The 22,250-nt window shown below is 64.0% G+C and carries 22 protein-coding genes, 1 tRNA gene and 1 pseudogene; 9 read left to right on the top strand and 15 right to left on the bottom strand.

What is annotated here, in order from left to right; genetic code table 11:
- Nucleotides 1-33: 33 nt before the first annotated feature.
- Entirely contained in the window at nucleotides 34-447 is a 414-nt protein-coding gene (locus AAYO93_RS14025; protein WP_345761792.1) for a DUF6578 domain-containing protein, read from the bottom strand.
- 296 nt (nucleotides 448-743) lie between these two features.
- Here AAYO93_RS14025 and AAYO93_RS20210 point away from each other — a divergent pair, with 296 nt between their 5' ends.
- Entirely contained in the window at nucleotides 744-1,568 is an 825-nt protein-coding gene (locus tag AAYO93_RS20210; protein ID WP_434056641.1) for a response regulator transcription factor, read from the top strand.
- 95 nt (nucleotides 1,569-1,663) lie between these two features.
- A complete protein-coding gene (locus AAYO93_RS14020; RefSeq protein ID WP_345761791.1) occupies nucleotides 1,664-2,635 on the top strand; it encodes a TolB family protein in 972 nt (323 codons plus the stop codon).
- A gap of 134 nt (nucleotides 2,636-2,769) precedes the next feature.
- On the opposite strand, the gene AAYO93_RS14015 is transcribed toward AAYO93_RS14020, so the two are convergent.
- Entirely contained in the window at nucleotides 2,770-4,092 is a 1,323-nt protein-coding gene (locus AAYO93_RS14015; RefSeq protein WP_345761790.1) for a cell wall-binding repeat-containing protein, read from the bottom strand.
- A 581-nt stretch (nucleotides 4,093-4,673) separates the two neighbouring features.
- Between AAYO93_RS14015 and AAYO93_RS14010 the strand changes: the two genes are divergently transcribed.
- Nucleotides 4,674-5,789 carry a Fic family protein gene (locus AAYO93_RS14010; RefSeq protein ID WP_345761789.1) on the top strand — a complete coding sequence of 372 codons (1,116 nt, stop codon included), beginning with the start codon at nucleotides 4,674-4,676 and terminating at the stop codon, nucleotides 5,787-5,789.
- Between the two features lie 51 nt (nucleotides 5,790-5,840).
- Here AAYO93_RS14010 and AAYO93_RS14005 read toward each other — a convergent pair whose 3' ends face one another.
- From AAYO93_RS14005 to AAYO93_RS13995, 3 genes are all read right to left on the bottom strand, one after another.
- Complete coding sequence (locus AAYO93_RS14005; protein ID WP_345761788.1) at nucleotides 5,841-6,443, bottom strand: hypothetical protein; 603 nt, start codon at nucleotides 6,441-6,443, stop codon at nucleotides 5,841-5,843.
- Between the two features lie 82 nt (nucleotides 6,444-6,525).
- Complete coding sequence (locus tag AAYO93_RS14000) at nucleotides 6,526-7,050, bottom strand: barstar family protein (RefSeq protein ID WP_345761787.1); 525 nt, start codon at nucleotides 7,048-7,050, stop codon at nucleotides 6,526-6,528.
- Nucleotides 7,051-7,125: 75 nt separating this feature from the next.
- On the bottom strand, nucleotides 7,126-7,392 hold the full coding sequence (locus tag AAYO93_RS13995) for a type II toxin-antitoxin system Phd/YefM family antitoxin (protein WP_345761786.1): 267 nt from the start codon (nucleotides 7,390-7,392) through the stop codon (nucleotides 7,126-7,128).
- A 1,131-nt stretch (nucleotides 7,393-8,523) separates the two neighbouring features.
- On the opposite strand from AAYO93_RS13995, the gene AAYO93_RS13990 reads away from it, so the two are divergent.
- Together AAYO93_RS13990 and AAYO93_RS13985 are read left to right on the top strand one after the other, a co-directional pair.
- The gene (locus tag AAYO93_RS13990) at nucleotides 8,524-8,667 is read left to right on the top strand and encodes a helix-turn-helix domain-containing protein (protein ID WP_434056640.1); all 144 of its coding nucleotides are present in this window, start codon (nucleotides 8,524-8,526) and stop codon (nucleotides 8,665-8,667) included.
- 330 nt (nucleotides 8,668-8,997) lie between these two features.
- Nucleotides 8,998-9,888: a class I SAM-dependent methyltransferase gene (locus AAYO93_RS13985; RefSeq protein WP_345761785.1), complete on the top strand. Its 891-nt coding sequence runs from the start codon at nucleotides 8,998-9,000 to the stop codon at nucleotides 9,886-9,888.
- A gap of 247 nt (nucleotides 9,889-10,135) precedes the next feature.
- On the opposite strand, the gene AAYO93_RS13980 is transcribed toward AAYO93_RS13985, so the two are convergent.
- Nucleotides 10,136-10,471 (bottom strand): hypothetical protein, encoded by a 336-nt coding sequence (locus AAYO93_RS13980; protein ID WP_345761784.1) that lies wholly within the window; start codon nucleotides 10,469-10,471, stop codon nucleotides 10,136-10,138.
- A gap of 288 nt (nucleotides 10,472-10,759) precedes the next feature.
- Between AAYO93_RS13980 and AAYO93_RS20205 the strand changes: the two genes are divergently transcribed.
- Nucleotides 10,760-11,110, top strand: coding sequence for an Arm DNA-binding domain-containing protein (locus AAYO93_RS20205; RefSeq protein WP_434056639.1), 351 nt, complete (start codon nucleotides 10,760-10,762; stop codon nucleotides 11,108-11,110).
- Here the strand turns inward: AAYO93_RS20205 and AAYO93_RS13975 are convergent.
- The 3 genes and pseudogenes from AAYO93_RS13975 to AAYO93_RS13965 form a co-directional block, all read right to left on the bottom strand.
- Nucleotides 11,067-11,423 (bottom strand): transposase, encoded by a 357-nt coding sequence (locus AAYO93_RS13975; protein ID WP_345764889.1) that lies wholly within the window; start codon nucleotides 11,421-11,423, stop codon nucleotides 11,067-11,069. The genes AAYO93_RS20205 and AAYO93_RS13975 overlap by 44 nt on opposite strands.
- A gap of 396 nt (nucleotides 11,424-11,819) precedes the next feature.
- Nucleotides 11,820-12,256 (bottom strand): annotated as a pseudogene (locus AAYO93_RS13970) (IS110 family transposase); the annotation flags it as partial.
- Nucleotides 12,257-12,553: 297 nt separating this feature from the next.
- A tRNA-OTHER gene (locus AAYO93_RS13965) sits at nucleotides 12,554-12,625 on the bottom strand.
- An 81-nt stretch (nucleotides 12,626-12,706) separates the two neighbouring features.
- Between AAYO93_RS13965 and AAYO93_RS13960 the strand changes: the two genes are divergently transcribed.
- The 3 genes from AAYO93_RS13960 to AAYO93_RS13950 all read left to right on the top strand — a co-directional run bounded on the left by AAYO93_RS13960 (nucleotide 12,707) and on the right by AAYO93_RS13950 (nucleotide 14,877).
- Complete coding sequence (locus AAYO93_RS13960; RefSeq protein WP_345761783.1) at nucleotides 12,707-13,336, top strand: DNA-directed RNA polymerase subunit beta; 630 nt, start codon at nucleotides 12,707-12,709, stop codon at nucleotides 13,334-13,336.
- A 189-nt stretch (nucleotides 13,337-13,525) separates the two neighbouring features.
- The gene (locus AAYO93_RS13955) at nucleotides 13,526-14,125 is read left to right on the top strand and encodes a sigma-70 family RNA polymerase sigma factor (protein ID WP_434056638.1); all 600 of its coding nucleotides are present in this window, start codon (nucleotides 13,526-13,528) and stop codon (nucleotides 14,123-14,125) included.
- Nucleotides 14,122-14,877, top strand: a complete 756-nt coding sequence (locus AAYO93_RS13950) for an anti-sigma factor (protein ID WP_345761781.1) — start codon at nucleotides 14,122-14,124, stop codon at nucleotides 14,875-14,877. Before AAYO93_RS13955 ends, AAYO93_RS13950 begins: the two co-directional genes overlap by 4 nt.
- A 51-nt stretch (nucleotides 14,878-14,928) precedes the next feature.
- On the opposite strand, the gene pstB is transcribed toward AAYO93_RS13950, so the two are convergent.
- The 6 genes from pstB to AAYO93_RS13920 all read right to left on the bottom strand — a co-directional run bounded on the left by pstB (nucleotide 14,929) and on the right by AAYO93_RS13920 (nucleotide 22,221).
- A complete protein-coding gene (gene pstB / locus AAYO93_RS13945) occupies nucleotides 14,929-15,708 on the bottom strand; it encodes a phosphate ABC transporter ATP-binding protein PstB (RefSeq protein ID WP_345761780.1) in 780 nt (259 codons plus the stop codon).
- A 26-nt stretch (nucleotides 15,709-15,734) separates the two neighbouring features.
- Nucleotides 15,735-16,820, bottom strand: coding sequence for a phosphate ABC transporter permease PstA (gene pstA, locus AAYO93_RS13940; RefSeq protein ID WP_345761779.1), 1,086 nt, complete (start codon nucleotides 16,818-16,820; stop codon nucleotides 15,735-15,737).
- Nucleotides 16,820-17,761 carry a phosphate ABC transporter permease subunit PstC gene (pstC, locus tag AAYO93_RS13935; protein ID WP_345761778.1) on the bottom strand — a complete coding sequence of 314 codons (942 nt, stop codon included), beginning with the start codon at nucleotides 17,759-17,761 and terminating at the stop codon, nucleotides 16,820-16,822. The genes pstA and pstC overlap by 1 nt, the downstream gene beginning before the upstream one ends.
- Nucleotides 17,762-17,856: 95 nt before the next feature.
- Nucleotides 17,857-18,954, bottom strand: a complete 1,098-nt coding sequence (gene pstS / locus AAYO93_RS13930; RefSeq protein WP_345761777.1) for a phosphate ABC transporter substrate-binding protein PstS — start codon at nucleotides 18,952-18,954, stop codon at nucleotides 17,857-17,859.
- Nucleotides 18,955-19,111: 157 nt separating this feature from the next.
- Nucleotides 19,112-20,047: an NUDIX hydrolase gene (locus AAYO93_RS13925; RefSeq protein WP_345761776.1), complete on the bottom strand. Its 936-nt coding sequence runs from the start codon at nucleotides 20,045-20,047 to the stop codon at nucleotides 19,112-19,114.
- Entirely contained in the window at nucleotides 20,044-22,221 is a 2,178-nt protein-coding gene (locus AAYO93_RS13920; RefSeq protein WP_345761775.1) for an RNA degradosome polyphosphate kinase, read from the bottom strand. Before AAYO93_RS13920 ends, AAYO93_RS13925 begins: the two co-directional genes overlap by 4 nt.
- Nucleotides 22,222-22,250: the final 29 nt, after the last annotated feature.

The raw sequence follows: 22,250 nt of genomic DNA, 5'->3' as shown, positions 1-22,250 counted from the left end.
CGAAGACGCTCGAGTTTCGGAAAGGCGCAGTCCCTACGCGTCAGTCTTTCGCTCTGCGGGACTGGTTGGGAGCTTTGCTGAAGATGGCACTCTGAGGGTCACCACGAAGAACTCAGGGTTGATTTCGCGGCCGTAGTCGCAGCCGTCTTCGCTGTCGCCGGGGCCCCAAATCTGCTCGATGTCCGACACCGTCTCTGCTCCGGCCAGAATTCCTTGCTCTGGCCATACAGCTCGAATTCGAGTCACGCGTCCCGTGACCTGTGTGCCGCCTATGAACATGTCGTGGTGGGTTTCGATCAACTCGGTGAGGCCCGTGCCCCAGGCGTCGGTCTCTTTCCCGAACGGTCGAGGACGAAGGAAGACCTCCCACGTCACAACCTGATTGAGTGAGATCCGCTTTCCGCAGCACTCCTGCTCCCAATCAGATATCTCCACGTTCACGTCCACCTGTTCATTGTGCCAATGGTGTGTTCGCTCGGCGGCCAGCCAGCTGGTTCGTTGGTGGAACCCGCACCGTCGCCATTCTCCTGGTTGTCGACGGGCGCGGCAATGCCCGATCCAGGTATCGGATCGCCTCTGAGCGTGACGCAAAAGGCCCCCGTCGAAGCCCACCCCGGCAGGAAGTGCTGATTTCGGTGATGTATGGGGGCGTCCCGGCGCCGCGGTGAGGCCGGGCACTGTCGTTGGATGCATTGGTCAGGTGTTGCGCTTCCTCGGTCAGCCGAGGAGGCTTGAGCGGGCAAATGCGGGAGGTGGTGCCACCCATGATTCGGGTCACGAGGGCAAGGGAAGCGGTCACGGAAGTCGCCTACGCCGCGTTTTCTGCCCCGTTCGGGACAGACGGACTCCCCTTGGTTCTCGCGCTCACGCAGGAGTTGGTCGGTGCTGACATCGCCGGGTTCTACGTGCACGAGCGGCGGGGATGGACAGCACCCGTACATATCACCCCCGGTTCCGCGTGGCAGGCTCTGCCGTTCGAGAGATTGCCGACAAGCCAAGCGGTAGCTGGCCATCCCGGCATCCGCCACCTAGTTGTTGACGGGGCGAATGAGCCATTTAGCGTGACTGACCTTGTCACCGAACGGACGTGGTTAGAATCCGAGATGGCGCGAATGATGCGCGCATTGTGGGGGCGCCAGTATCACTTCGCAATCCCCGTTCCGCTGGGAGTGGCCCCGGACGGGGAACGACATGCGTGGGTATTCGGTCGCGGCACTGCGAATTTGTCGTCCGCGGATAGGGAAGTGTGCGATGCGATCGCACCGGTGCTGACCGCATTCGCCAGGCACAGGGTCGCCATGGACCTCCTTGATTTGCGAACCGGCACAGGCGACCTCCTCACGCAGCGTGAAATCCTTGTGCTCGAACTTCAGGCGGAGGGTGTCGGAGCTCGTGGGGTCGCGGCTCGGCTCGGAATGTCGCCAAGGACTGCTCAGAAGCACGCCGAGCATATCTACCGGAAACTCGGGGTTCACAATCGGCACGATGCCGTCCGGGCATGTCAACTTCTCGGAATCACGCAAGAACGGGCGCAGACGGCGAGCGAGAGTCGGAGCACGACAACCTAGCTGCCTGCTGGATGAGTACGCATTGTGCGTATTGCCGGCGGATAGTGGTCAGAGCACGCTCGTGAGCTATGAGAAGCACGGCACGAGTCTTCGCTTTGTCAACGATCGCAACGGTACTGGTCGTCAGTGCAATCGCGGGTCCCGCCAATGCAGAAGGAAGCCGCCCTTACGGGCATGAGCGCATCGCGTACACGACGTCGATACCGGGCGGCGGAGCACATGTCGTCGTAGCGAACCCAGATGGGACTGGAGCAGTCGAGCTGCAACTCCCGCAGGTACTCGAGGACTTCGGCCGACCGGTCTGGTCCCACGACGCGGGCGAAATCCTCCTCAGCAACATCCTCCGCGTCGACGAAGCCGGCAACCTTCTCCCTTTCCGGCCAGCGATCACCTCCCCGGACGGACGCCATTACAAGTTCTTTGACCTCCCCACGCAACCGCCAGACATGTACTGCAACGCGTGGACCCCCGACGATTCTCGAATTGTCTGCGCTGTCGGCGGCGACTCACCGGGAATCGCCACCTTCCGTGCACGTGATGGAGGAGACCCGCGAAGATTGACCACCAACCCGTTCGCCAACCCCGACACCCCGGTCGGGTTCTCGCCCGACGGCACGAGGTTTGCATTCCTGCGGACGAAACCGACAAGCGACCCCGACATCACCGTAGTCTCACTCTTCGTTGCGCATCGTGATGACTCGGGCGCACGTCAGGTGACCCCTTACGGAGTCTTGATGCCGGATGAGATCCAATCGGCTGCTTGGTCACCCGACGGAAAGTCGCTCCTGTCGTCGACGCCGGATGGCCACCTTGTGCGTATCGACGCTGAAGGTCATGGGATCACGCAAATCAAGCTTGATGTCGCCGGAGCGTATTTCGCTTCCGATCCGTCGCCGTCACCTGACGGCCGCAGCATCGTGTTCTCGCTTAGCCATGGCGTCGGACCACGTGCGCCCGACATTCTTACCGCGCGAGCGGACGGCTCTCACGTCGAGTATGTGACGATGACCTCCGACGTCGCCGAGTGGTTCCCAGATTGGGCCGCGACATCTCGCGGGGACAAATAGGTCCGCGATGCGCTTTTGCTAGGCGCATCCCTGGGCGCCGGCGAGAACGGCGAGGCCCAAAGATCACCCAAACGTCAGCACTTCCTGCCGCATTGGGTCGAAGCGGGGGCCTCTTTTCACTCTGGTGACCTGCGTCAGAAGGCGCCGACGACATTCGCCGCATAGGTCGCCTGGGCGACAGTGAACTGGTCGCCGTAGGCGCTCGACAGCTGATCGATCAAGCCTTGTACCGAGAAGTGCATTCCGGCGCTCTTGTAACTGTTGGCTGCGCCGACGGCCTCGGTGTTCCAATTCACGCCGACATGGTCAGCGGCATATGTGGCGTCAGCAACGGAGTATTTGTCGCCGTACGGGCTCGAGAGCTGATCGATCAGGCCTTGGTATGAGAAGTGGAATCCGTATTGGAAGTACTGTTTCGCGGTTGCGAGAGCACTCGTCTCGCTCCCTGTGGGCGGTGTCGGCGCAGCGAGGAGGTTCTCAACGTTGTTCGAGAGGGCGCCAGTTCCGCCGATCACGACGTCTCCGGTTACGTCGCTTCCGTTCGTGGCGGCGTAGACGGATGCGGGAAGGTAGCTCGGTGCCGAAAGGTAGAGCCTCCGATCGGTGCCTGCGGCCAGTCGTGCACCGACGAGCGCATCGGGGAAGTTCATGCCGGAAGCGATGTAGATGATGCCGGGGACGGCGCCGTAGGTGGCAGCGATCATGTTCGCCGTTGAATAGCGATCCGAGCCTCCGAAGCGCTGTGCGGTACCACCCAGATAGGCAGCAATGCTGCTCTGGACCTGGCTAGATACGGCACCGGTACCGCCCGCGATCTTGAAGTCGGTCGCGCCGAGGGATTGCGCATCCTGGGCCTGAGCCTGAACGCTGCCGGTCGGCGGAACGAGTATCACCGGAACGCGAGCGTCGCCGGCGGCCGCGGCCGCCGCCAGCGCATCCGGGAATGCCGCGCCCGACGCGAACCAGACAGGTTGTCCGGCCAAAGAGTTCGCACCCCACACAGTTGTAGCGATCTTCTCGCTCGTTTGATATCGATCCGTGCCTGAAATTCGATTCGGCGTGACGCCCGTCGCCTGCCACACCTGGGTCCCGACGGCCGCGGAGACCGCTCCTGTTCCCCCGACAATCACGACCTTCGTGGGGTTAAGGGCCCTGATGTACGTTGCTACCGACGCCGGGAGCGATGAGTGCGCGGTGAGCAACAGCGGAGCGTTCTCCATCGTTGCGGCGGGCCCCGCAGAAAGGGCGTCCGGGAAGTTCTCGCCGGAGGCGATCCAGACCGTGTCTGCGTGCGACGGGTACAGCTGCTGCGCTACCGAGACCGCGGTCGCATAGCGGTCCGCGCCCGAAATACGATCATGTGTGGTCGTCGATGCACTTGCAGGTGACGACATTGCGGTGATGCCTGCGACGACGACGGCCGCCGCCACGATCGGAACAATCAGCTTCTTTTTCATTCAGTTCGGGTTACCTTTCGCGACTCGCAGCGTCTCCTGAGTCGGCGCTTGAGCCTACAGAACGTTGGACCGCCGAACCGTCAAAAGAGCCCATTCGACCCGTTTTGGGGGTACTTGCGTTCCACACGCCAGTAGGATGGCGCCGGTCCGAGCGCCTCCGGCCGATGCGACCGAAGACACCAAACATTGAGGCGCCTTGGGGATCCAGAAGTTGTGTGCAAAGTCTGGGCAATCCCAAAGACCCAGCGTCCGATTCGACCGCTGACGGCTTGCGATCCCAGCGATAGTAAGGGTGGGGCCCGGTGGGGCTCGAATCCACGAGCCGCGGATTAAAGTTGGTCCGAGACCCGCGTCAGAGCGACGTTTCCCGCGAAAATCCGCGGAATTACGGGCCTTTTGAACTAATAGAGATCACGACGATCTCGTTGGATCTTCCTCAACTGTGGGCAAACGGTGGGCACGGACGGTGGGTCGAGGGGGACCGTAATCCGAACTGCAAAGGTTTTGACACGACGACTCGACGTGTAAATTTCGGGCGTGTTTTTTTACACGTCCCAGAGATCTGTCACTAGTCTTGACACATGGTGTGGAGAGCAGAAGCCGCGTACAACGACCTTCCCGCCTTGCCGCCGACCCAGGACATTGAGACGAAGGCTGTCCTCAAGGCGACTGTCGAGGCGCGAGCCGCGCTCGCCGCGCTCGACCAAGCAGCGCGCCGAATCACCAACCCCACAGTTCTCATCAACTCGATTCCACTTTTGGAAGCCCAAGCGAGTTCTGAAATCGAGAACATTGTCACGACAGCGGACGATCTGTTCAAGTTCGCTCAGGACGAGTCCGCCGCGAGCAACCCCGCCACCAAGGAGACGCTGAACTATCGCAAAGCTTTGTTTGCAGGAGTCGACTTGATTCGAGCTCGACCGCTCTCGGTGACGACTGCGACGGAGGTTTGCACGATCGTGAAGGGTCGTCAGATGGACGTCCGCCGGCAACCGGGCACGTACATCGGCAATCCATCGACCCACGCGGCTATCTACACGCCTCCGGTAGGGGAGAAGGTCATCCGCGACAAGCTCGGCGAGTGGGAGCGATTCATCCACGCTCCCGCCGGACTCGACCCTCTCGTCGCGATGGCAGCTGCCCACTATCAGTTCGAAGCGATCCATCCATTCGAGGACGGCAACGGGCGCACCGGCAGGATCCTCAATGTCCTCATGCTTATGAACGCGGGTTTGATTGGTGAACCGATCCTCTACCTGTCGCGCTACATCATCCAAAACAAAGACGAGTATTACCAACTGCTCCTCGCCGTTACTCGCGACGGTGCTTGGGAAGAATGGGTGCTCTTCATACTCGAAGGCATTCGCCAAACAGCTCTGAGCACTGTCGAGAAGATTGATCAGATTCAAGAGTTGCAGGACGAGACGCTCGGTCGGATCCGGGAGCTGACCTCCGGCGGAGCGAACGCGGACCTGCTCGCCGTCCTTTTCGAGCAGCCCTACTGTCGAATCGCGAACGTTGTCGAGCGATGCCGGGTCTCGCGACCCACCGCCACGAACTGGCTCAATGGCCTCGTCGCTGGAGAGGTACTCCAGGATGTCCGGGCCGGCCGCGAGCGGATCTTCATCAATGTGAAGTTCTTAGATCTGCTCCTTCGCCCGGAGTCTGCGCCGCCTGTAGAGCCCACTCTGTTCTGACGGCAAGGCTACGACCGAGCCCTCTTCTGAACTCGACCTAGGTCTGTGATTTCAACTAGTTGCCAGATGAGTCGGTGACCAGTCCGCCGACGCTTCTGACGGCGGATCTCCAGCTATAGCCCTCAACGCCGTCTGATAATGATCGTCAAAGATCACCGTGGTGATAGTGCCGACCTTGTATCCGAGTGGGGAGTCATGCCAACGCCCTTGTGCGTCGACTTCCCAGATGTACAGCCATCGCTTTCTGAGTTCGTTCGGCACTCCGATCCAGATCGCGTCGACGCGTTTGTCCCGCTCGATGCCGTAGACGTGCTCCCCCCGAAGCAGCGAACGCAGCATTCCGTGCGTGCTGTCTAAGTCAAGGTTCCCCTCGATCGTGGGGAGGGTTGGAGGCCACTCTGGTCGGGTCTTGGCGAATTCGGGTTGGAACGAAGTGTCACGACGGAGCCGCTTGATGTCTCGGATTCGAATCGCTGCGAACCCGTCAAAGTATCCGCCCTCCATGGCTCTGGACAGCAGCACCCAGCTGCGTCCGACGGCGAGGACGAATCCGTTGATCGTGTAGTACGGGTGCGAGTGCCGACGTAGGCACACGATCCGTTCACTGTCGATATACGACTTGAGCTTGGACCGCAGTTTGTCAGCCGACGTCATTGGCCAATATTGGCATGCGAAGAGCCCACCCCCATACCACTCCAAGTAGGAGACAGAACGTGCCGGCCGCCAATGTCTGAGGCTAATCAACCCGATTGGAGTTGAGCCATTCGCGAGGATTCCATTGCGGCTCGTCTCCTCCCACTCTCCCCAGCTCTAGCCACGGATTGTCTGATCGGATGAGACATAGGATCCGGTTGCCGAGTAGTGCGCCGAGACGTGCTGCACGGCTAACGATGTCCAGGACTGTGCTGGCGGTCTCGGGCATCGCAGAACAGAAGCGGTCAAAGTTATCGATGACCAGGATCAGGCCGGCGTCCGAATCGGCCCATCCGTAGTCCAGCTCGGCGACATCACGAAGGCAGTCTGACAATGCGTCAAGGTTGCGGCCGTAATACGACGGGAAGCGGAGTGTCGTGGAAAAGGCCTGATGCAGCGCTGACTCGGTCGTCCAATGACCGGCGTCAAGACTGACCACTCGATAGCCCGCTGATCGAAACGACAACAGAGCGTCGTCGAGGACCGCCACCGCACGAAACTTCGTGATGAACCCGTTCTGGATCATGTTGAATCCGGGATTCTGATTGTCCGCTTCCCATACCGCCACGAACAGGAACCTAGCAGCCAGCTCGGTTGGCCGTTGCGCGTGTCATCACTGGCGAGGCGTGCAGGCGGACAATCGTTACCCGCGGCCGCGGCTCATCTCGATTAACTCGCGCGAACTCACCGGCGATACAACGCGTTTGATGGTTGCTAGCGTGTCGGCGCCGGAGCGCGCGGGCCGTGCCGCGCCTCGAGCGATGAGTCCGTCGAGCGGGTCGCCACTCTCCGGGATGATGAGTGCCGCCAGATGGCCGTTGTACGTTACCTGCACCGACTCTCCGGCTTCGACGCGGCGCAGGATGTCGGCACTGCGGTTGCGCATCTCAGGACGCGTCACGGTCTCCATCCATTCAAGGTAGCGCGTATTAGCCCAACCACGATTGGATGCGGGGAAGGGATGCTAATGCTCGTCCGCTCGTTCCGCGCGAGGGTTTCGTTTGTTGAGTGCTTGCCGGCTCAAGCCCGTTCGTGCGGCGAGGGCGTTCCAGCTCTCGCCCACCTCTCGGAGGTGAGCGATGAGGTCGTCCCTCTCGAGAAGTGCGGTGTCCTGCTCGTCCCGGAGTCGACTGAGGGTCCGTGAGACCTGGGTCAGTCGCTTGAGGGCGTCGCCGCGAGTGCCCCATTTGGCCTCAAGCTTCAACAACGCGTCGGCGGCGCGCCGCTGTGCGGCTTCGCGCTCGCGGTCTTCAGAGTGTCGGATCGCGGCGGCATCGTGCGCCTGACGCTGCCGTGCATAAGATGCTTCGCGTCGCCCGGCCTGGCTCGAAATCCCCCGATTTGCCATGCAACCAGGTTTACACGCGACCCCTGTTATTCACTGGGCTGGGGGAGCGGTCCACTTCAAAGTGCCTGCGTGCATTGCACTTAGCCGGCTGCTTGGATTCAGTCGTCCATTGAGTGTTCTCGACGGCTTGTCCTTGCTCCTTGGCTTTCTGCTTCATTTCAGCCTTAGGCCTTTTGGCTCCCTGTCTTATCTTGTTGGCTTTTGGGATCGCGTCTTTCCGGCGACGCAATACCCAGGTCGAGGTGTGCGGCCCCGGTCGGCTCGTCGACGAATTGTAAGAGTCGACAGCGGCGCGGCTACCTGGACGGACTACGAAGCTCGGCCCCTCGAGACGCCGAAGTGTAAGTCGTCGCGCCCCGCCCAGACGTCTCGCAACCTAAGGGGTACGAGACGGGAATGACGGTTGCAGTTATCCCCCGCTCACCGCGCATGGTCACCGTACGGGGTAAACGTACATCGCCGTGCGGGAGGGCACCACGCTCGTGAAGCTCGAGCGTGAAGAGCGGTGACCGACCGGCTATCGGGCGCCCTGGCGCCCCGACGATAGTGTCTGGCTGTGTCAGCGTTGAACGGCCCCACTTGTCGGAGTTGAGTGGCCCCAGTTGCTGACTCGCCGGGGTGGCTGTGTCGGTGTTATTTGCACCCACCTGAGCGTGGTCCCGTCGGTGTTGTTGATGACGGGGAGGGCCTGGGATGAGGTCGGTCAGGTTGGAGCTGTTCGCGCAGATTCGCCGTGATGCGAGGGTCGAGGGGCTCTCGATGCGGGAGCTCGCGCGCAAGCACGGGGTGCATCGGCGCACGGTGCGTCGGCGCTGGAGGATGCGCAGCCGCCCATGACGCGTTGAGAGCGGCATTCTGGGCGCTCTCGGCCGTGTTCTCGTCGGCCGTCTGCGGGCGGTCGACTATGACTTCCTTGAAGAGCTCGCGGAGCACCCGTGTATTCGAGCGGGCCTTCGGCGGGCCGGAGGCCAGGGTGGAAGGACTGCGCGCTGGCGACGGCCCAGCGCTCGGCGTCGACGGCCGAGTAGTCGGCCTGGTAGTTGGTCTGCTCGAGCCCGTGGTCGAGGAACATGCGTGCGCTGCGGCCTTTGATCTCCCTGAACGGGTGCCCGAAGGAAGTAGCCGTGCCTTGATCTGCGCGCGTGGCGCTGGCTACGCTCCTTGATCGTGATCTATCAGGACCCTCTTGCGTATCTGCTCGGCATCGAAGGGTCCGCTCTGCTCGACGCATGGGCCGGTGACCACGATCAAGCCTTCGTCGAAGACCGGGTCGCCGAGATCCGCCGATTGCTCGCCGACGGGAAACTCCAGAATCGCGGGGTGCTCGCGGAGCGCGTGGCCGCTGACGTCACCTATCAGCAGCAGGCGCCCGCCTACGACGCGAATGCGGGCGGTGGCCTCTTCGCGATCGACGAGCCGGTCATCACCGAATGGCTGGCGCACCGCGAGGTCGGCGTCGCCCTGGATGCCGCGTGCGGCACAGGGCGATTCGCGCGGATTCTCGCGGACCTCGGCCACACCGTGATCGGCGTCGACGGGTCACCGGGCATGCTCGAGCTGGCCCGAGAGCGTGTCCCGGAGGGCGACTTCCACCTGGGATCAGTCGATCGACTGCCTCTCGCCGACCGATCGGTCGATGTGGTCGTGTGCGCGCTCGCGCTCGTCCACGTGAGCGATCTCGGCCCGGTGTTCGCCGAGTTCGCCCGCGTGCTGCGCCCGGGTGGCGCGCTCCTCATCTCAGACGTGCATCGCGAGCTCACCACGATCGGCTCGGGCATCAAGGGTCTAGGACCCGACGGCGAGCGCCGCCTCGCCCCGGCATTCCGGCATCCCCTCGGCGACTATCTTCGGGCCGCGCTCGCCGCGAGACTCGAGTTGCGCGGCTGCGAGGAGCCGGCCCTCCACTGGGACGACTCGCCGCTGCCGAGGCCGAGCACCGAGATCGGCGACTGGCCGGCGTGGCCATGGTCTCTGATGGCATACGTGCCCGAGGCGACGCGCGCGGTCTCCGGCCGTCCGCAGCTGCTCCTCCTGCACTTCGCTCAGCCTGCGTCCTGAGCCTGCGCCCTGCCCCCGGTCCTGAGCCTGCGGCCCGCTCTGCAGGGCGGACCGCTACTCCAGGTCGTCCTCATCGACGAGTTAAACTCTGTGCACTCCGGCGATTGCGCTCAGGGCGGCGATCAGCGGCGCCTGTTGCGTTCTGGGCGAGTCGGCTCGATGCATGCGAACTACCTCGCCGCAGCAGGGCGGCGAGGGCCGATCGTGGTGACCGACGAGGCCGAGCGGCGCTGCTCGACGAGCCGCATCACGAACCTGATCCGCGAGTGAGGTTCGTGTGGAGGTCAGCGACGTGCTCGATGACCTGATCTCGGCTGAGGTTGGGCCAGTCGACGTCGCGGACGCTGCGCTCCATCACGGCGTCCATCCACATCTCCAACGGCTTGCCTGGCGACATGAAGACGCGTGTGCGCTGGTGTTCGTCGACGGGCGGCTTTTGGCCGATGGTGACGTTGCCTTTTCTGGCAAGCGCTTGCGGCAGCGCGCGCGCTGAGGGATCCGCTTCCGTGCGTGGGGTCCCGCCAGTTCGCGACCACAGAACCTCGCGGGCGACGCCCGCCTTAGATACGTCTTTGCGTTTCACGGTTTCTCGCCCCATCAGAGCCTCGCCGGAGCTCGATTCCCTTCGTCCGCCGCACCCAAGGTATGTTCGCAGGTTGAACGACCGCGTCAAGGGTGCAGCTCCGCTGCATCGCGGAGCGACGCATAGCGCCCTTGACACGGTCGCCCAACGCGCCATCCTCAGCCGTTTGGGGCGGACGAAGAACTGTGTCATTCCTCGCAATGTTGTGTTCTGCGCGCCGAATCGAGGCCGAGATCACAACTTGTAAGTGAGGGCCGGGGTCGCACCGGTTCCTCTCGCGCCGGTCGAATGTCGGCGCGCGGTTGGATACTCAGCGACGAGGTGAGCTCAATGGGAAGCATCAGCGCGTGCGACACGGCCACGGGGCGGCGCTATCAAGTGCGGTACCGAACGCCAGGGCGCCAGCAGACAGACAAGCGAGGGTTCAGGACGAAGCGTGAGGCCGAGCTTTACCTCGCCTCGCTCGAACTGGCTAAGGCTCGAGGGGACTATGTGCCGGCCTCGCATGCCGGTGTCACGTTCGGGACCTGGAGCGAGCGGTGGATCGTCTCGCTCGTGCAGGTCAAGCCCAGCACCTTGCAGGGTTACGTCTCGATCACGCGCGGGCGGCTGAACCACAGTGGGGATCGACGCCACTGAACGGCATCACGCACGCCGATACCCAGTCGTGGATCTCGGAGGAGAACAGCCGAGTCGGCGCGCGGACTGTTCGTTCGTACCATCGTGTGTTCTCGATGATTCTGAAGTATGCGGTTCGTGATGGGCGTCTGAGGCGTAATCCGGCAGACGGCATCCGGCTGCCCCGTATCCGTCCTAAGAAGCGTCCGTACCTCACGCACGCAGAATTGCACGCGAGCCCGGCGTAGGCGGCGAGGTGGGCCGCGGTGTCGAAATGACGGCCGGAGATCTCGGCGAGGAGTCTGGCGCAGGTCCCGACCCCGACTCCGGGCATGCTGGTCAGGACCTGGTGAAGAGGGTGCGCCTCCACGAGACGTTCGACCTCGGTGCCGATCTCAGTCCTTTGCCGCCGCAGGGTGGCCAACTGTTCCGCGAGCCGAGGAATCACCAGCCCGGCGGCGCCGGTCCCGGCCACGACCACGGTCTGTTCCTTCAACGCGACCATGATCTGGCTGGCGAGGTCGCGTCCGATCTTCGGCGCCCGTTTCACCAGGACGTTCCCGATCCGCGTCTGCCCTGCGTGTCGCAACGCATCTGGGGAGGGATAGCGTTGCAGCAGCTCGAGCACGGCCGGATGATCCAGTCGCGGCCCGAGCACCGGCTCCAAGGCAGGGTGGATCTGGGTGAGCAGGCCGCGGAGCCGGTTGGCCGTCTGGTTGATCTGCTTGAGAATGTCATCGTCGAACCCGCAGAGCATCCCAAGCTCGGCAACCGATTCCGCCTCGACGCTAATCGAGCGCAGCGCGTGCGGCAGCGTCCGCGCGGCCTGAGCGATGATGAACGCGTCCCGCGGATCGGTCTTCGCGTGCCCGGCATGCAGGTCCGCGATCCGCCGCATCGCCAACCCTGGCAGATACCCCACCAGCACACCCTCGGCCTGGGCGACGGCGACCGGCAACGCCCGATCGTCGCCGGCTGATCCACCACGAACAGCACGATGCCCACCCGTTTCAGCTCGCCAATGATCTCCCGCAACTGCGCCTCATCGTTCGGCAGGCCACGATCCAGCAGCACGCTGCCGTCCCGCGCCAACGCGACAGCATGGTGCGCGGACTTGCCAACATCAACGCCAACGAACACATCAACCGCATCGTGACTCTCGATCATGACCGCTCCGTCCTCTTCGACAGCAGCCCACGATCGTAAGTCTCGGCAGCCACGTTACGGATGGCCTTCTCAACACTTCGGCCGGGTCCTTATCAGCGATCACTCACGACCAGCCACGCCCGGTGACAACACACAAAGGATCATCGCTCGACAGGGCAAATACGTCATGCCGGACGCAGCAGGCCACTACCCCTCAGAGTCCCACCCCGAGGGGCCACCAACAAAGTAACGGGCAAATCCCAAAACCCGAACGCCTGATTCGACCGCCGATGGCTGGGATCCCAGTGATTGTAAGGGTGGGCCCGGTGGGGCTCGAACCCACGACCCGCGGATTAAAAGCCGATGCTCTACCAACTGAGCTACAGGCCCGTACCGAACTAATCTACCGTGGATTTGGAACCACTTGCGCACGCGCGCGACAGCCACGGTTTCGAAGGAGGGCACGACCGTATGGGTGAAGAATTCCACAAGCCGACCAAGTTCTCGGGGAGCAAGTTCGAGTCCTTCAAGGGAGGCGAAGATCCGGCCCACATCAGCCGGGTCGCCCACGAGACAGCGAACGCGCTTCTCGCCCGGGTGCGCAACGACCCGGATCCGGAGGTCCTCGACCGTCTCGTCACGTTCACCGATGAGAACGGCATCGACGCCATCGCGGAGCTCTGGGCCCGGGCCAACCCGAAGAGCCTGCCGGGCGCACTCTGGCGCATCTACCTGATCCGCCTGCTCATCCGGCAGGATCCAGAAGGCACGGCCTTCCTGTTCCAGCGGGGCACTGAAGTGATCGCGACCATCGATCCCGTGGTGGCCGGAGCATCCATGCCCACCGGCCCCGCCGAGATCATCGAACTTGCCGATCGCATCCTCCGTGGTGTGTTCGAAGGCGATTTCGCTGTGGCGCTCGAGCGCGCGGCAGCGTTCTGCAGAGTCACGGCGGCCGGATGCACGAGCGTCGCCGACGATCTGGATGCGACGGAGCCGGTGCGTGCAAGCGAACTCACGACCCGCGCACTCCGGTTCACGAAGACCGCCGAGGAGCTGACCAGCTGCGCGCGGCTCTGGCGCCACGAATCGCTCGAATAGTTCACTCGTCGCGAACACCACAGGCCTTTTCCGACCCGGCGGCTCGGGTAAACTTGTTGTCGGCCGGGCCGCAGTAACCCCGGGCTCCAATATTCGCCGCTCCGAGCGGCCTCGCGCCGAGAGGCGTTCTGCGGCCCGGCCTCTTCTGTTCGCAGGGCGTGTGCACGACGATCGCCCACCTGACCTGCGATGCTGGTGAACGTGCCACCAGGAAGCGAGAGCGACACCGACGACAGCGTCGTCGAGCCCGCGATCGACGACCTCCTGGAGCGCACCGCGAACGGCGACCAGGCCGCTTTCGGCGAACTCTACGATCGACTGGCGCCGCGGGTGCTCGGACTGATCCGGCGGCTCGTCGTCGATCAGGCGCAATCCGAAGAGGTCGCCCAGGAGGTCTTTCTCGAGGTCTGGCAATCCGCCACGCGTTTCGATCCGAATAAGGGTCGGGCGATCGGCTGGATCATGACGATCGCGCACGGTCGTGCGGTGGACCGGATCCGCGCGTCGCAGGCCAGCCGGGAACGTGACGTGCGTATCGGCATCCGGGACCTGCCGCAGGAGTTCGATCAGGTGGCCGAGTCGGCCGAGGTGACGATCGAGCATCGAAGGGTGATGGGAGCGATGGCGCGGTTGTCGGAATCGCAGCGCGAGGCGGTCGGCCTCGCCTACTATGGCGGCCTCACCCAGACGGAGATCGCAGACAGGCTGGGCATCCCTCTCGGCACAGTGAAAACACGGTTGCGCGATGGGATGATTCGTCTGAGAGATGAGCTGGGGGTGACGTCGTGACCGATCGCGAGGACCGGTCGCCCCTGCACAGCGGTTACCGGATGGGCGCCGAGACGCCCGACGAGGCCGCAGAGTTCGCGGAGGTGGCGACGCAGCTCGGCCTCGCCGCAGAGCCTGTGGAGCCGCCGCCCGCGCTGAAGGCGGGCATCATGGCGAAGCTGGCGACGACGCCGCAGCTCGCCCCCGAGGCTGTTGAAGGCGCGCACGCATCGGATGCGGTGCCCGAGGTGGATGCGGACAGTCGGGCCATCGAGCCTCCCGACCCGGCCGAGACTCGTGCGCGTGCTCGTTGGTTCACCCGGCCGATCGCGATCGCCGCAGCGGCCGCGGCGGCTCTGGTGCTCTTCGTCGGCGGTGTGTTCGTCGGCAGTGCGATTTCGGGAAACAACTCATTCGAGGCCCAGCAGGCTGCGTCGCTCGCCGAGATCAATTCGGCCGCCGATGTCCAGCACACGACGAGTCCAGTCGTAGGAGGCGGCACTGCGACGCTCGTCTGGTCGGGGGATCTCGGCAAGTCGGCACTCGTCACAACCGGGCTGCCGCAGTTGCCCGACGACAAGACCTACGAGCTCTGGTACATCCGGGGAAGCGAGGCGACGCCGGCGGGAACGATGGCTCCGAGCGGCAACGGCGCCACCTGGCGAGTACTCGAGGGAACGATGTCCGCGGGCGACAGCGTTGGTGTCACGGTCGAGCCGAAGGGCGGCTCCAAGCAGCCGACCACGAAGCCGATCGTCGCGATCCAAAGCTGATGCGGCACCCGAGGACCGGATACCGCATCACATCGAGCTCGCGCTGACGGGCTAGCCGAAGCGGCCCGAGACGTAATCCTCGGTGGCCTGAACGCTCGGGTTCGAGAAGATCATGTTGGTGTCGTTGTACTCGATGAGCTTGCCGGGCTTGCCTGTGCCCGCGATGTTGAAGAACGCAGTGCGGTCGGAGACGCGTGACGCCTGCTGCATGTTGTGGGTCACGATGACGATCGTGTAGTCGTTCTTCAGCTCCTCGATGAGGTCTTCGATGGCGAGCGTCGAGATGGGGTCGAGCGCGGAGCAGGGCTCGTCCATGAGCAGCACGTCGGGGGACACCGCGATCGCCCGCGCGATGCAGAGACGCTGCTGCTGTCCACCGGAAAGGCCCGAACCGGGCAGGTGAAGACGGTCCTTGACCTCGTTCCACAGGTTGGCACCGCGGAGCGACTCCTCGACGAGGCCGTCGGACTCGCTCTTGCTCATCCGCCGGTTGTTGAGCTTCACGCCGGCGAGGACGTTGTCGCGGATCGACATCGTCGGGAACGGGTTCGGCCGCTGGAAGACCATTCCGACCTGGCGGCGTACGAGCACCGGGTCGACCCCGGGGCCGTAGAGGTTGTTGCCGTCGATCAGGACATCGCCTTCGACACGTGCGCCTGGGATGACCTCATGCATCCGGTTGAGAGTGCGGAGGAAGGTCGACTTGCCGCAACCCGACGGGCCGATGAAGGCGGTCACCGTGCGAGGTTCGATGGTGAGGGAGACGCCTTCGACAGCGAGGAAGCTGCTGTAGTAGACGTTGAGGTCGTTGACTTCGATGCGCTTGGACACTGTGTTCCTATTGGTCGGGCGGTCGCTCAGCGGCCGTACTTGGGGGCGAAAGCTCGTGCGATGATGCGCGCGATGAGGTTGAGCAGCATCACGATGATGATGAGGGCGAGTGCACCGGTCCACGCCCGGTCGATCGATGCCTGGGCGTTGATACCGGCAGCCTGCGTGTACTGCGTGTAGACGAAGACGGGCAGGGTCATCATCCGGTCGCTGAAGGGGTCGTAGTTCATGCTCGTCGTGAAACCGCAGACGATGAGGAGCGGCGCCGTCTCACCGATGACGCGGGCGATGGCCAGCATGATGCCGGTCGTGAGTCCGGCTATCGACGTGGGCAGGACGATCTTGAGAACGGTCAGCCACTTCGGAACGCCGAGCGCGTAGGACGCTTCGCGGAGTTCGTTGGGGACCAGGCGCAGGATCTCCTCGCTCGATCGCACCACGACAGGGATCATGAGCACGGACAGGGCGATCGAGCCCATGAAACCGTTGCGGATGGCCGGGCCGAAGATGAGCGCGAAAAGCGCGTAGGCGAAGAGACCGGCGACGATCGACGGGATGCCAGTCATCACGTCCACGAAGAAGGTGATGCCGCGTGCGAGGGCGCCGCGACCGTACTCGACGAGGTAGATCGACGTGAGCAACCCGATCGGCACTGAGATCAACGCTGCCAGGGCGGTCACGATGAGCGTGCCGACGATCGCGTGGAGTGCACCGCCGCCGTCGCCGATGATATTGCGCATCGACTCGCTGAAGAAGGTGACGTCGAAGCGGGCGAGACCGTTGACAAGGACCGTCCACGCGAGCGACACGAGCGGGAGCAGTGCGATGATGAACGCGGTTGCGACCAGCGATGTGACGAGCCGGTCGGTGGCCTTGCGTGCCCCTTCGACGAGGAGGGAGGTGAGGTAGATCACCACATCGAAAAGCACGGTCCCGAAGAAGATAGCGCCGACGATGTTGAAGTCCTTCGTGACACCGGCCGCCGCGAGGATGGCGAAGATCGCGCCGAAGATCACCCAGCTGCCGACGAGGATCATCCAGGTCGACCCGCGGGGGAGCTTGCCCGCAGTCAGGGAGTTGGCCATGGGCCGGTTGAGCGTCGCAGTGGTCATCAGTTCGCTCCGGAGAAGGCCTTGCGGCGATTGACGATGTAGCGCGCAAGCATGTTGATCAGCAGCGTGACGACGAAGAGCACGAGACCGGATGCGATGAGTGCGTTGGTGGAGATGCCGGTCGACTCCGGGAACTGCAGTGCGATGTTCGCCGCGATGGTGTTCGGGCTCTGCGCCTGGAGCACAGCGAATTTCACGACGATGGCCGGCGAGAGCACCATCGCGATCGCGAGGGTCTCGCCGAGTGCGCGTCCCATGCCGAGCATGATGGCGGAGATGATGCCGGAGCGCGCGAAGGGAAGAACGGCCATGCGGACCATCTCCCAGCGCGTGGCGCCGAGGGCCAGGGCGGCCTCCTCATGGAGGCGCGGGGTCTGCAGGAAGACCTCACGACAGATGGCCGTCATGATCGGGATGACCATGACGGCGAGCACGATGGATGCGGTCAGGATGGTGCGGCCGGTACCGGAGACCGGCGGTGCGAAGAGTGGGAACCAGCCGACATAGGTGCCCAGCCAGACGTAGAAGGGCTGCACAAAGGTCGCGAGAGTGGCGATGCCCCAGAGGCCGTAGACGACGGAGGGGACGGCCGCCAGCAGGTCGATGATGTAGCCGAGCGTCTGTGCCACTCGGCGCGGTGCGTAGTGCGAGATGAAGAGCGCGATCCCGATGGAGAGGGGAGTCGCGATGATGAGAGCGAGAAGGGCGGCCCAGATCGTGCCGAAGACGAGGGGCCAGACGTACACCCAGAAGTTGGATGCGTTGTTCGGCAGGGTTCCGGAGGGTGCGGTGATGGCCGGGATGCTCTGGATGATCAGGAAGATCGCGACCGCGGCGAGCGTGGCCAGGATGATTGATCCGGCGACGACGGTGCTGGTGGAGAAGACGCGATCGCCAAGGCGGACCTTGGCTCTGATGGCACCTGCTGTTCCGGTGGTCATTCCTGGCTTTCTCTCATCGGGTCTGAGGGTGTGGGGCCGTTAAGCCCAGCGGTTCGGCCTGGACACTCGCGCGTCCAGGCCGAACGCCTGAGGTGCTACTTGATGGTAGCGATCGAGGTGTTGACCTTGGTGGCGAGGTCCTTCGCCAGCGGGGCGGAACCGGCCTGCTGTGCTGCTGCCTGCTGTGCCGCGTCGCTCACGACGTAGCTTGCGTAGGCCTTCACGAGGTCGGCCTTGGCCGAGTCGCTGTACTGCTGGCAGGTGAGGAGGTAGCTGACGAGCACCAGCGGCCAGGCACCCTGGTCGGTGTTCTTGCGGTCGATCGCGATGGCGAGGTCGTTGGCGGGACGCCCGGTCGCCAGCGGCGACTTGGCGACGACGTCAGCGGCTCCGGCTGCGCTGATCTTGTTGAACGCGTCGCCCACCTTGAGCTGCGCGATGCTGAGGCCGGCCGAGCCGGACTCGTCGATGTAGGTGATGCTGTTCTTCGCGTTCTTCGTCGCGTCGGCGACACCCGATGTTCCCTTGGCGGCGTCACCGACCGTGTAGGGGAAGGTCTGGCTTACCGGCTTCGTCCACACCGTCGGTGCGTTCTGCGAGAGGTAGTCGGTGAAGTTCTGCGTGGTGCCCGAGTCGTCCGAGCGGTGCACGACGGTGATCGCGGCCGAGGGAAGCGTCGCGCCCGAGTTGAGCGCGGCGATCTTCGGGTCGTTCCAGGTCTTGATCGAGCCGTTGAAGATTCCGGCGATCGTGTCGGCGTCGAGTTTGAGGTCGGTCAGACCGTCGACGTTGTAGGCGATGGCGATCGGGGAGATGTAGACCGGGAGGTCGATTCCCTTGGTGCCGGCGGCGCAGCCCTTGAAGTCCATCGCGAGCTCGGTGTCCTTGAGGTACGCGTCGGAACCGGCGAAGTCGGCCGCGCCGGAGATGAAACTGGTGCGGCCGGCTCCCGAACCCTGCGGGTCGTAGTTGATGGTGACCTTCGGGTTGTCGGTCTGGAAGCCTGCGATCCAGGTGGTCTGCGCAGTGCCCTGGGCGGAGGAGCCGATGCCGTTGAGCGTGCCCGACAGGTTGGAGGGTGCCTTGGAGGTTGTCGACGCCGTGCTGCCGCCTTCATTAGACGCGCACGCAGTGAGGGAGATAGCGGCAGCGGCCAGGATGGCCAGAGGAGCGCCATAACGCTTGAGTTTCACAGTTGTCCCTTCCGGGGATCATTGACAGGACGCGGGTCGGTGCTGACCCGCCAGCGACGCTATTCCCGGTGCCTTACGAGCGTCCCCCGTAGTGGTAAACGGAAGGTTAACGAGCGGTGTGTACTTGGCGGTGGAAGGGAACCCGCCGGCTCGTCTCTCAGACTGCCGGCGAGTAGGTCTCGATCGCGATGATGCCGGAACTGGGGTTCGTCGATGAGAGGTGCACGACGGAGAAACCGCCGGTCTCGAGGTCGGCGGCGCTGCTCAGGTAGGAGCCGGGGAGTGTTCCCGTCGCAAGCGCTATCTCGCGCAGAATCTCGGGCAGCACAGGTCCGTGGCTGCAGAGAACGGCGCTTTTGCGGGATCGCACCCGCTTGCCGACGACGTCCCGGACATCGGCGTCGCCGTTCTCGTAGGCGTCCTGGCTGATGCGTTTCTCGTGCTTGGGGACGATGCCGGTGGATGCGGCGAGCGGCGCGACGGTCGCCACGCACCGCACGGCGGGGCTGGTCACGATCTTGCGCGGCTGCCAGGCCTCGATGGTCGGCGCATCGCTTGCGGCCTGGTGGACACCCCGCTCGGTCAGAGGCCGCGTGCTGTCCGGCCCGTCCCAGGTCTGGGGAGGAGTGGCTTTGCCGTGGCGCAACGCGATGAGCGCGAACGTGGTGCTGACTCCTTCGGCGAGCAGCTTCGCGAACGTGTCGAGGATCTCGACGTCGCGCTCGTAGGTGAGGTAGGTGCGCGCCTTCTTGATGGTCACCCATTCCAGAGCGGCGATCTCGCCGTTGGGCACGAACGTCGATCGCGCGATCGCCGCATCGCTGACTTCGGCCGCCCAGTAGTGGACGATCTTGTCGCGGCCGCTGGAGAGGGGATACGTCGATACGCCGAGCGGTACGCCCAGGGCGACGGCGAGTCCTGTCTCCTCGTGGATCTCACGCACCGCCGTCTGGGGAAGTGTCTCTCCGGGGTCTACCTTGCCCTTGGGGATGGTCACGTCACCGTACTTCGTTCGGTGGACGACGAGGATCATCGTCCTGCCGTCGACGACGCGCCAGCAGACGGCCCCCGCAGCATAGATCGCTGCCGTCACCGCCTCGACCCCACGCGTGGCCGATGGGCGATCTGCTGCATGAGCTTGTTCTGGAGGTCTTCGAGCGGTTCGCCGTGCTCGTCGAGGTGGTGCCGAGTCCACACACCTTCGGAATCGAGGGTCCACGCCGAGGTGCGTTCGTCGAAGGCGCGGTTGAAGAGTGCGTCGAGTTCGGCCAGATGCGATGGGTCGGTGAGCCTGACGAGCGCTTCGACACGGCGGTCGAGGTTGCGGTGCATCATGTCTGCACTGCCGATGTAGACCTGCGGGTCGCCGTCGTTGAGGAACGAGAAGATGCGGGAATGCTCGAGGTACCGGCCCAGAACGGATCGCACGCGGATGTTCGATGACAGACCGGGTTCGCCGGGCCGGAGCCCGCAGATGCCGCGGACCCAGAGGTCGACCGGAACGCCTGCCTCGCTCGCCCGGTAGAGCGCGTCGATGATCGCTTCGTCGACGACGGAGTTCAGCTTGATGCGGATGCCAGACTGCTTGCCGGCGATCGCGTTCTCCGTCTCGACCTGGATCCGCTTCAGGAGCCCCTTGCGCAGGTGGAGCGGTGCGACGAGCAGCCGCTTGAACTTCTTCTCGATCGCGTAGCCGGAGAGCTCGTTGAAGAGACGGGTGAGGTCTTTTCCGACCTGGTCATCGGCCGTCAGCAGCCCGAGGTCTTCATAGATGCGGCTCGTCTTCGGGTTGTAGTTGCCCGTGCCGATGTGGCTGTAGTGCTTCAGCATGCCTTTCTCCTGGCGCACGACTAGCGCCAGCTTGCAGTGCGTCTTCAGCCCGACCAGCCCGTAGACCACGTGCACTCCGGCTTTCTCGAGCTTGCGCGCCCACGAGATGTTGTTCTGTTCGTCGAACCGGGCTTTGATCTCGACGAGGGCGAGCACCTGCTTGCCGGACTCGGCCGCGTCGATGAGCGCTTCGACGATGGGGCTGTCGCCGGACGTGCGGTACAGCGTCTGCTTGATCGCCAGCACGTGCGGGTCGGCCGCCGCTTGCTCGAGGAACGCCTGGACGCTCGTCGCGAACGATTCGTACGGATGGTGGAGAAGGATGTCCTGCCGCGCCACAGACGCGAAGACGTCGGGCTGCGCGTTGGGCTCGCGCGGCATGAGCTGCGGGGCCGTCGTCGGCACGTGGTTCGGATAGTGCAGGTCGGGGCGGTCGATCTTCGCAAGATCGAAGAGGCCGCCAAGGTCGAGCGGGAACGGGAGGCGGTACACCTCCTGCTCGGTGACGTCGAGCTCGCGCACCAGCAGGCCGAGAGTGACCGGGTCCATGTCGTCGGTGACCTCGAGGCGGATGGGCGGGCCGAACCGGCGTCGCAGGAGTTCTTTCTCGAGCGCCTGGATGAGGTTCTCGGTCTCGTCTTCGTCGACCTCGACGTCTTCGTTGCGGGTGACCCGGAAGATGTGGTGGTCGAGGATCTCCATGCCGGGGAAGAGATCGCCGAGGTGATTGGCGATCAGGTCTTCGAGGGGGATGAACCTCAGCTGGTCGACGCTCTCGCGCTGGTCGATGCGCACGAATCGCGGCAGCATCTGCGGCACCTTGAGGCGCGCGAACTGCTCCTTGCCCGTGCGGGAATTGCGAACGCGCACGGACAGGTTGAGTGAGAGCCCCGAGATGTACGGGAACGGGTGCGCGGGGTCGACGGCGAGAGGCGTCAGCACCGGGAAGATCTGCTGGGAGAAGACATCGCGCATCTGCACTTTGTCTGCTGCGTCGAGGGAATCCCAGTTCACGACGGTGATGCCGGACTCCTCGAGCGCAGGAAGCACGAGCTCCGCGTAGCACGCGGCGTGCCTGGCCTGGAGTTCGTGCGCCTTCTCGGAGATGTCGGCGAGCACATCCTGCGGGGCCCGCCCGACGTTGGTCGGCACGGCGAGCCCGGTGAGGATGCGCCGTTTCAGCCCGGCGACGCGCACCATGAAGAACTCGTCGAGGTTGCTTGCGAAGATCGCCAGGAAGTTCGCTCGCTCGAGAACGGGGAGGTCGGGATCTTCGGCGAGTTCGAGAACACGCTGGTTGAACGCGAGCCAACTGAGTTCACGGTCGAGATACCGGTCTTCGGGCAGGCTCGGGTCGGGCTCGTAAACAAAGGGCGCGAAGTCGTCGTCGAAGTCGCTGCCGAGCCCTGTATCGAGGAGGATGTTCTCGCCGTCCATTCCAACATCATTGCACCGGAGCGCAACCC

The organism is Diaminobutyricibacter sp. McL0608 (assembly GCF_039613825.1).
GTDB lineage: Bacteria > Actinomycetota > Actinomycetes > Actinomycetales > Microbacteriaceae > Diaminobutyricibacter.
The sequence above is the reverse complement of the archived record's forward strand: the minus strand, read 5'-3'. Positions and strand labels throughout refer to the sequence as shown.